The 7,858-nt window shown below is 71.4% G+C and carries 8 protein-coding genes and 1 pseudogene; 4 read left to right on the forward strand and 5 right to left on the reverse strand.

Going from position 1 to position 7,858, the window contains the following annotated elements; genetic code table 11:
- The 3 genes from HA630_RS23770 to HA630_RS17265 form a co-directional block, all read left to right on the forward strand.
- Positions 1-282 (forward strand): HNH endonuclease (locus HA630_RS23770; protein WP_243855499.1); only part of this gene is annotated, 282 nt, incomplete at its 5' end.
- Positions 283-371: 89 nt separating this feature from the next.
- Positions 372-674, forward strand: coding sequence for an antibiotic biosynthesis monooxygenase (locus tag HA630_RS17260; RefSeq protein ID WP_166836269.1), 303 nt, complete (start codon positions 372-374; stop codon positions 672-674).
- A 57-nt stretch (positions 675-731) separates the two neighbouring features.
- Complete coding sequence (locus tag HA630_RS17265) at positions 732-2,885, forward strand: hypothetical protein (RefSeq protein WP_166836271.1); 2,154 nt, start codon at positions 732-734, stop codon at positions 2,883-2,885.
- A gap of 46 nt (positions 2,886-2,931) precedes the next feature.
- Here the strand turns inward: HA630_RS17265 and HA630_RS17270 are convergent, their stop codons facing one another.
- From HA630_RS17270 to HA630_RS17280, 3 genes are all read right to left on the reverse strand, one after another.
- A complete protein-coding gene (locus HA630_RS17270) occupies positions 2,932-4,047 on the reverse strand; it encodes an acyl-CoA dehydrogenase family protein (protein ID WP_166836273.1) in 1,116 nt (371 codons plus the stop codon).
- Positions 4,048-4,058: 11 nt separating this feature from the next.
- The gene (locus HA630_RS17275; RefSeq protein ID WP_166836275.1) at positions 4,059-5,240 is read right to left on the reverse strand and encodes an acyl-CoA dehydrogenase family protein; all 1,182 of its coding nucleotides are present in this window, start codon (positions 5,238-5,240) and stop codon (positions 4,059-4,061) included.
- A 91-nt stretch (positions 5,241-5,331) separates the two neighbouring features.
- On the reverse strand, positions 5,332-5,982 hold the full coding sequence (locus HA630_RS17280) for a YceH family protein (protein ID WP_208300142.1): 651 nt from the start codon (positions 5,980-5,982) through the stop codon (positions 5,332-5,334).
- A 36-nt stretch (positions 5,983-6,018) separates the two neighbouring features.
- Between HA630_RS17280 and purN the strand changes: the two genes are divergently transcribed.
- Positions 6,019-6,627, forward strand: coding sequence for a phosphoribosylglycinamide formyltransferase (gene purN, locus HA630_RS17285; RefSeq protein ID WP_166836279.1), 609 nt, complete (start codon positions 6,019-6,021; stop codon positions 6,625-6,627).
- Between the two features lie 72 nt (positions 6,628-6,699).
- Here the strand turns inward: purN and HA630_RS17290 are convergent, their stop codons facing one another.
- Together HA630_RS17290 and prfC are read right to left on the reverse strand one after the other, a co-directional pair.
- Positions 6,700-7,281, reverse strand: a complete 582-nt coding sequence (locus HA630_RS17290) for a YqaA family protein (protein WP_166836281.1) — start codon at positions 7,279-7,281, stop codon at positions 6,700-6,702.
- A gap of 4 nt (positions 7,282-7,285) precedes the next feature.
- Positions 7,286-7,858, reverse strand: a pseudogene (gene prfC, locus HA630_RS17295) (peptide chain release factor 3); the annotation flags it as partial.

Raw genomic sequence — 7,858 nt, forward strand, 5'->3', positions numbered from 1 at the left:
TACTGCGGCGACGAATTCGCCGAGGAACTGCTGACGCGCGAACACATCGTGCCGCTGGCGCAAAAGGGGCGCGACCACTGGATGAACGTGGTCACCGCCTGCCGCGCCTGCAACCACCGCAAGGGCAACCGCACGCCCGAGCAGGCGCGCATGGCGCTGCTGTACGCGCCCTACGTGCCCAGCCTGTGGGAAGACTTCATCCTGCGCAACCGCCGCATCCTGGCCGACCAGATGGAATTTTTACGGCTGCACCTGCCCAGAAACTCGCGGTTGCACACCTGAGCGGCGGTACCGGGTTCACCCCGGCGCGGGTGGGCGCCCCATCGGGCTATCATGGCTTCCATTTTGCGCCCCTGCACCTTGCCCCCACCATGATCCTCGAACACGCCGACCTCCGCATCGACCCCGCCCAGGCCACCGCTTTTGAAGCCGCCATCCAGCGCGGCGCCGACACCGTCATCGCCCAGGCCAACGGCTTTCGGGGCTACAAGGTCAACCGCAGCCTGGAGTCGCCCGGCCGCTATGTGCTGACGATCTACTGGGCCACGCTGGAGGACCACACCGTGGGCTTCCGCCAGAGCGAGTTGTTCACCCAGTGGCGCGCCATCGTCGGGCCGTTCTTCGTGCAGCCGCCGGTGGTGGAGCACTTCGAACTGGTCTGCATGTCGGCCTGAGCCGGCGTCGATTCATCCCCGGGCGGGCCGCCCCCGCCCCGAGCCAGGAGCACCCCCATGAGCACAGACTCCCGCGCCCCCGGCGCGCACCGTTGGCGGTTTTTCCGTTCGGGCGGGTTTGACCAGGTCCGCATCGACAGCGCCGACGACCTGCGCCACCTGGCCGAGCTGGACCAAAAGCTTTGGGCGGTGCTGGCCTGCCCGGCCGCTGGTCTGGAGTTCGACCCGCGCACCCTGGCGCTGATCGATGCCGACGGCGACGGCCGCATCCGCGTGCCGGAGCTGCGCGAGGCGGTGCGTTGGGTCTGCAGCGTGCTGCGCGACCCCGGCCTGCTGTTCCAGCCCGGCGACAGCCTGCCGCTGGATGCGCTGTGCCCCGAGGGCGAGGCCAGCGCCCGCTTGCGCGCCGCCGCCCAGCAGGTGCTGATGCGCCTGGGCAAGCCCGACGCCGGCGCGCTGACCGTGGCCGACCTGGCCGACCCGGCACAGCTGTTTGCCCCCGGCCACCTGAACGGCGACGGCGTGGTGCCGGCGGAGCTGGCCCCCGACGCCGCGGTGGCCGAACTGATCGGGCACGTCCTGGCCACCCAGGGCCCGGTGGCCGACCGCAGCGGCCAGCCCGGCGTGTCGCGCGAGACGCTGGACGCTTTCCTGGCCGCCGCCCAGCAGGTGCTGGACTGGCACGGCAGCGCCGCCGCCCTGGGCGGGCTGCCCTGGGGCGCGCAGACGGCCGACGCCCTGGCCGCCTTCGACGCGGTGCAGGCCAAGGTGCAGGACTACTACACCCGTGGCCGCCTGGCCGCCTTCGACGGGCGCGCCACCGCTGCCCTCAACCCGCCCGACACCCGCTACGCCGAACTGGCCGCCCAGGCCTTGAGCGACGCCGACGACGGCGTGGCCGGGCTGCCCCTGGCCCTGGTGGCGCCCAACGGCGCGCTGCCGCTGGTGCACGGCCTGAACCCGGCCTGGCAGGCCCGCGTGGCCGCCTTGCGCGACCGGGTGGTGCGGCCTGCCCTGGGCGAGCGCGAGGCGCTGACCCCGGCCGAGTGGGACGAACTGGCGGCGCGCTTCGGCGCCTACCGCGACTGGTGGGCCGCCCGGCCCGACACCCCGGTGGCCGACCTGCCGCCGGACACCCTGCGCGCGCTGCTGGCCGGGCCGGCCCCGGCCGCCCTCGGGGCGCTGATCGCGCAGGACCAGGCCAGCGACGCCAGCGCCACCGCCATCGAGGCGCTGGAGCGCCTGGTCCACCTGCGGCGCGACCTGGTCACGCTGCTGCGCAACTTCGTCAACCTCAACGACTTTTACAGCCGCGAGCGGCCCGCCATCTTCCAGGCCGGCACGCTCTACATCGACCAGCGCAGCTGCGACCTGTGCCTGCGCGTGGCCGACATGGCGCGCCACGCCAGCCTGGCGCCGCTGTCGGGCACCTACCTGGTGTACTGCCAGTGCGTGCGCCAGGGCGAGGCGCCCATCACCGTCGTCGCGGCCATGACCGGCGGCGACGCCGACGAGATGATGGTGCCCGGCCGCAACGGCGTCTTCTACGACCGCCAGGGCCGCGACTGGAACGCCAGCGTGGTCAAGGTGGTGGAGGCGCCCATCAGCGTGCGCCAGGCGTTCTGGTCGCCGTATCGGCGCATCGCCCGCCTGGTGGGCGAGCAGGTCCAGAAGTTCGCCGCCTCGCGCGACAAGGACGTGGAGGCCAAGGCCGCCGCCCGGGTGGCCCAGGCCGGGACCCAGGCCGAGGCGCCGCCGCCCGCGACCGACGCCAAGGCCCAGGCCTTCGACATCGCCCGCTTCGCCGGGATTTTTGCCGCCATCGGGCTGGCGCTGGGCGCCCTGGGCACCGCGCTGGCGGCGGTGGTGACCGGCTTCCTGTCCTTGCCCGTGTGGCAGATGCCGCTGGTGCTGCTGGGGCTGGTGCTGCTGATTTCGGGCCCCTCCATGCTGCTGGCCTGGCTCAAGCTGCGCCGGCGCAACCTCGGGCCTTTGCTGGACGCCAACGGCTGGGCGGTCAACATCCGCGCCCGCATCAACCTGCCGTTTGGCGCGTCGCTCACCGGCGTGGCGCAGTTGCCGGCCGGCGCCGAGCGCGCCCTGAGCGACCCCTACGCCGACCGCTCCAGCCCCTGGCCGTGGTGGCTGCTGCTGGCGCTGCTGTGCGGCGGGCTGGGGTGGGCCTGGCGCCAGGGCTGGCTGGGCGTTTGAGCCCGCCACGGCAGCACCGGCAACGGGCCGGCGGCCCGTTGGCCGGTCAGGCGAACACGCCCGCCGTCTCCTGCATCCGCGCCGACACCTCGCCCAGGTGGTGCAGGGTGTCGCCGAAGGTCATCTCCAGCTGCGTCAGCTTCTTGAAGTAGTGGCTGGCGATGTACTCGTCGGTCACCGCAATGCCGCCGTGCAGCTGCACCGCCTGCTGGCCGACGAAGCGCATCGACTGGCCCAGCTGCACCTTGGCCCGGGCCAGCGCCTGGCGGCGTTCGGCGGCGGGGGTGTTCAGCTTGAGGGTGGCGTAGTAGCTCATGCTGCGCGCCAGTTCCAGTTGCATCTTCATGTCGGCGGCGCGGTGGCGCAGCGCCTGGAAGCTGCCGATGGCCACGCCGAACTGCTTGCGGGTGTTCAGGTAGTCCACGGTGAGGGCCAGGGTGCGGTCCATCACGCCCACGGCCTCGGCGCAGACGTTGGCGATGCCGATGTCCACCGCGTGCTCCAGCGCGGTCTGGCCCTCGGCGCTGACGAGCTGGGCGGTGGCGCCGTCCAGCCGCACCTCGGCCGCACGCGAGCCGTCCTGGGTCACGTAGCCTTGGGTGCTCACGCCGGCCTGGTCGCGCGCCACCAGGAACAGGACCAGGCCTTGCGGCGTCTGGGCGGGCACCAGGAAGGCGTCGGCCCGGTCACCGGCCGGCACCAGGCTCTTGGTGCCGGTCACGGTCCAGCCATCGCCTTGGGCCGTGGCCCGGGTGTGGGCGGCACCCAGTTGGTAACGCAGACCGCGCTCCTGGTGCGCCAGCACCACCAGCGCCTCGCCGCTGGCGATGCGCGGCAGCCAGTCGGCCTGCAGCGCCGCCGGGGCGTAAGCGCCCAGCACGCCGCTGGCGATCAGCGTCTGGCCCAGCGGTTCCAGCACGATGCCGCGGCCCAGTTCCTCCAGCACCACCATGCCCTCGACCGGGCCCATGCCCAGGCCGCCATGGTCCTCGCCCACGCAGAGGCCGGTCAGGCCCAGCTCGGCCAGTTCGGCGTAGGCGGAGCGGTCAAACCCGCCGGCGGCCACCGCCGCGCGGCGGCGCTCGAAACCGTAGCCCTTGTCCACCCAGCGGCCCACCGCGTCGCGCAGTTGCGCCTGGTCGTCGGAAAAATCGAAATCCATCTCGTGTCTCCTCAGCCCAGCAGCGTTTGCGCGACGATGTTGCGTTGCACTTCGTTGCTGCCGCCGTAAATGGTGGTTTTGCGCATGTTGAAGTAGTTGGCCGCCAGCGGCGCGTTGGCCACGGTGCCGCCGGGGAAGTCGCCCTGCCAGCCGGCCTCCATCGCCTCGAAAATGAAGGGCAGGCTGAACGGGCCGGCCGCCAGCATCATCAGCTCGGTGTAGCGCTGCTGGATCTCGCTGCCCTTGATCTTGAGCAGGCCGGCGATGTCGAGCGAGTTCTTGCCGGACTTTTCGGCGCTCAGCACCCGCAGCACCAGCATTTCCAGGGCCACGATGTCCACCTCCAGCAGCGCGATCTGGTCGCGGAAACGCAGGTCATCCCACACGCCCTCGGCCTGGGCGATGCGTTTGAGGCGCTCCAGCTCGCGCTTGGCGCGGTTCACGTCGGCGATGTTGGTGCGCTCGTGCGAAAGCAGGTGCTTGGCGTAGGTCCAGCCCTCGTTTTCCTCGCCGATCAGGTTCTCGGCCGGCACCTGCACGTTGTCGAACCAGACCTCGTTGACCTCGCACTCGCCGTCCAGCAGTTTGATGGGGCGCACCGTCACGCCGGGCGATTTCATGTCGATCAGCAGGAAGCTGATGCCGGTTTGCGGCTTGCCTTCGGTGCTGGTGCGCACCAGGCAGAAAATCCAGTCGCCGTGCTGGCCCAGCGTGGTCCAGGTTTTCTGGCCGTTGACGACGTAGTGGTTGCCCACGCGCTCGGCGCGGGTCTTGACCGAGGCCAGGTCCGACCCCGAACCGGGTTCGCTGTAGCCCTGGCTCCACCAGACCTCGCCGCTGGCGATGCCGGGCAGGAAGCGCTGCTGCTGCTCCGCGTTGCCGAAGGCCATGATGACCGGCGCCACCATCACCGGGCCGAAAGGGACGATGCGCGGCGCGCCGGCCAGGGCGCATTCCTCTTCAAACAGGTGTTTTTGCACGGCGGTCCAGCCCGGGCCGCCGAACTGCTGGGGCCAGCCATAACCCAGCCAGCCCTTGCGCCCCAGGATCTTGGCCCAGGCCTGCATGTCGTCGCGCGACAGGCGCTGCGCTTGGTGCACCTTCTGGGCAATGTCCTGGGGCAGGTTCGCCCGCACCCAGGTGCGGATCTCGTCGCGGAACGCCAGTTCTTCCGGCGTGAATGCCAAGTCCATGGGGGTTGTCTCCTTCAAAGGGTGCTTATTTTTAGCACGATCGTTCTTTTTGTGTGTCCGCACCGCGACAGCCGGCCGCGGCGCCCTTGGGTCAGGGCGCGGCGGGGTCCAGCCGGTCCAGCCGGTCCTGCAGGCGCTGCACCTGGGCCTCCAGGGCCACCAGCCGTTCGAGCAGCGCCGGGGTCTCGGCGCCAGGCGTGGGCTCGGCCGCGGCGGCATGGGCGCTGGCGTCCACCGGCCCGCACAGCAGGTGGGCCCAGCGCGGCTCGCGCGCGCCCGGTAGGCGCGGCAGCTTCACCACCAGGGCGCCGCCTTTGGCCTCGGGCCGTTCCTGCAGTTCGTCCAGGAACGCCTCCACCGACCCGATGTCGAGGAACTTGTGCCAGCGTTCGCTGTTGAGCCGCAGCTCGCCCGCGGTCTGCGGGCCGCGCAGCATCAGCAGCCCGAGCAGGGCGGCGGCCTGGTCGGGCACGCCCAGCACCCGGCCGGCGTTGTGCTCGTAGCGGGTGGCACGGCCGCCGCTGGACTCGATCACCAGGCTGCGCTCGCGCAGGCCGTCCAGCGCCTCGGCGATGTCGTGCTCGCTCAGCGCCATCACCGGGTCGCGCGCCGACTTCTGGTTGCAGCCCGACTGCAGGCTGTTGAGGGTGAGCGGGTAGCTGTCGGGCACGGTGCGGGCCTTTTCCATCAGGGTCGCCAGCACGCGCGCTTCGGCAGCGCTCAGCGGCGCCTTCCACGGCAGGGTGGGGGTCGTCGGGGTCATTACACTTCCTTGCTTATGTCGCAGATGCCGAAAAAGAACATTGTCGTCCTGATCTCGGGCCAGGGCTCGAACATGCAGGCCATCGTGCGGGCCGCGCAGGCCGGGCGCTGGGCGCAGCGCTGGGGCGCCCGGGTGGCGGGGGTGGTGAGCAACCGGCCCGCCGCCAGCGGCCTGGCCTGGGCGCGCGAACAGGGCCTGGCCACCGCGGTGGTCGAGCACACCCAGTACGACAGCCGCGAGGCCTTCGACGCCGCCCTGGTGCGCACCGTGGACGGGCTGGACCCGGCCGGCCGCCCGGCGCTGGTGGTGTTGGCCGGTTTCATGCGCATCCTCACGCCGGCGTTTGTGGCGCACTACGCCGGTCGGCTGGTCAACATCCACCCGTCGCTGCTGCCGGCGTTTCCTGGCTTGCACACCCACCGCCGCGCCCTGGAGGCCGGTTGCAAGTTCGCCGGCGCCACGGTGCACCGCGTCACCGCCGAGCTGGACCACGGCGAATTTCTGGACCAGGCGGTGGTGCCGGTGCTGCCGGGCGACACGCCCGAGGCGCTGGCCGCGCGCGTGCTGACGCAGGAGCACCTGATCTACCCGCGCGCCCTCGAGCGCCTGCTGGCGGCGGCCTGACCCCCGGCGTCCCGCCGGGCGGCGCGCGCCACGTGGCCGGCCGCGCTGGAAAAAGGGGGCTTGGGGCCGGCTTCAGCGCAAGGCGTACACCGCCGCGCCTAGTGCCACCAGCGCCACGGTGGCCCAGCCCAGCCGGTCGATGTGCCGACGCAACTGGGCCTCCATGCGCGCACCGCCCCAGCGCATCAGCCCGGCCACCAGGAAAAAGCGCGCCCCGCGCCCCACCAGCGAGGCCAGGGTGAACGGCAGCAGCGCCATGGACAGCGCGCCCGCGGCCACGGTGAACACCTTGTACGGGATGGGCGAGAAGCCGGCGATGAACACCGCCAGCACGCCCCAGTCGGCAAACCAGGCCAGCGCGGTCTGGTAGGCCGTCCAGTACTTGCTGGCCTGCAGCCACGGCTCCACCGAGGCAAAGGCCAGCGCGCCGATGGCGTAGCCCAGCAGCCCGCCCAGCACCGAGGTGAGGGTGGTGATCCAGGCCAAGCGCCAGGCGCGTTGCGGCTGGGCCAGGCACATCGGCGCCAGCATCACGTCCGGCGGAATGGGGAAGAACGACGATTCGGCAAAGCTCAGGGCCCCCAGGTACCAGGGGGCGTGGCGGTGGCGGGCCCAGCGCATGGCCCGCTCGTAGAGGGGGGCAAACAGTTGCATCGCGTCACACCGCCTTGTGGAACACCAGCCCCGCGTGTTCGCGCATGGCGTGGAACTGGATCTTGGGCCAGTTGGCCTCCACCGCGCGCAGCGTGGCGCCGTGGTCCACCAGAATGGTGGGCGCGTCCACCGCGTCCCAGGCCATGCGGTGGATGTTGGCGTCGATGAAGCGTTTCAGCTCCACCTCGCCGCCGTTTTCCGGGGGACAGGTCACCCAGCGCGCCACCTGGTAGGGGCTGTGGGTGATGCGCGCTTTCACGCCGTATTCGGTGTCCAGCCGGTGCTGCACCACCTCGAACTGCAGCTGGCCCACGGCACCCAGCATCAGCACGCTGCCGGCCATGGGGCGGAACACCTGGATGGCGCCTTCCTCGCCCAGCTGGGTCAGGCCGGCCTTGAGCTGTTTGCCGCGCAGTGGGTCGGCCACTTCCACGCTGCGGATGATTTCCGGCGCGAAAAAAGGCAGGCCGGTGAACTGCAGGTTCTCGCCTTCGGTCAGGGTGTCGCCCAGCTGCAGCACGCCGTGGTTGGGGATGCCGATGATGTCGCCGGCATAGGCCTCGTCCAGCAGTTCGCG

The sequence above is a fragment of the Aquabacterium sp. A08 genome (assembly GCF_011742065.1).

Excerpts from the sequence above, each read along its gene's own strand:
- HA630_RS17275 (WP_166836275.1), bottom strand. The coding sequence starts at position 5,240 with ATGGACTTGGCATTCACGCCGGAAGAACTGGCGTTCCGCGACGAGATC.
- HA630_RS17265 (WP_166836271.1), top strand. The coding sequence starts at position 732 with ATGAGCACAGACTCCCGCGCCCCCGGCGCGCACCGTTGGCGGTTTTTC.
- HA630_RS17290 (WP_166836281.1), bottom strand. The coding sequence starts at position 7,281 with ATGCAACTGTTTGCCCCCCTCTACGAGCGGGCCATGCGCTGGGCCCGC.
- purN (WP_166836279.1), top strand. The coding sequence starts at position 6,019 with ATGTCGCAGATGCCGAAAAAGAACATTGTCGTCCTGATCTCGGGCCAG.
- HA630_RS17270 (WP_166836273.1), bottom strand. The coding sequence starts at position 4,047 with ATGGATTTCGATTTTTCCGACGACCAGGCGCAACTGCGCGACGCGGTG.
- HA630_RS17260 (WP_166836269.1), top strand. The coding sequence starts at position 372 with ATGATCCTCGAACACGCCGACCTCCGCATCGACCCCGCCCAGGCCACC.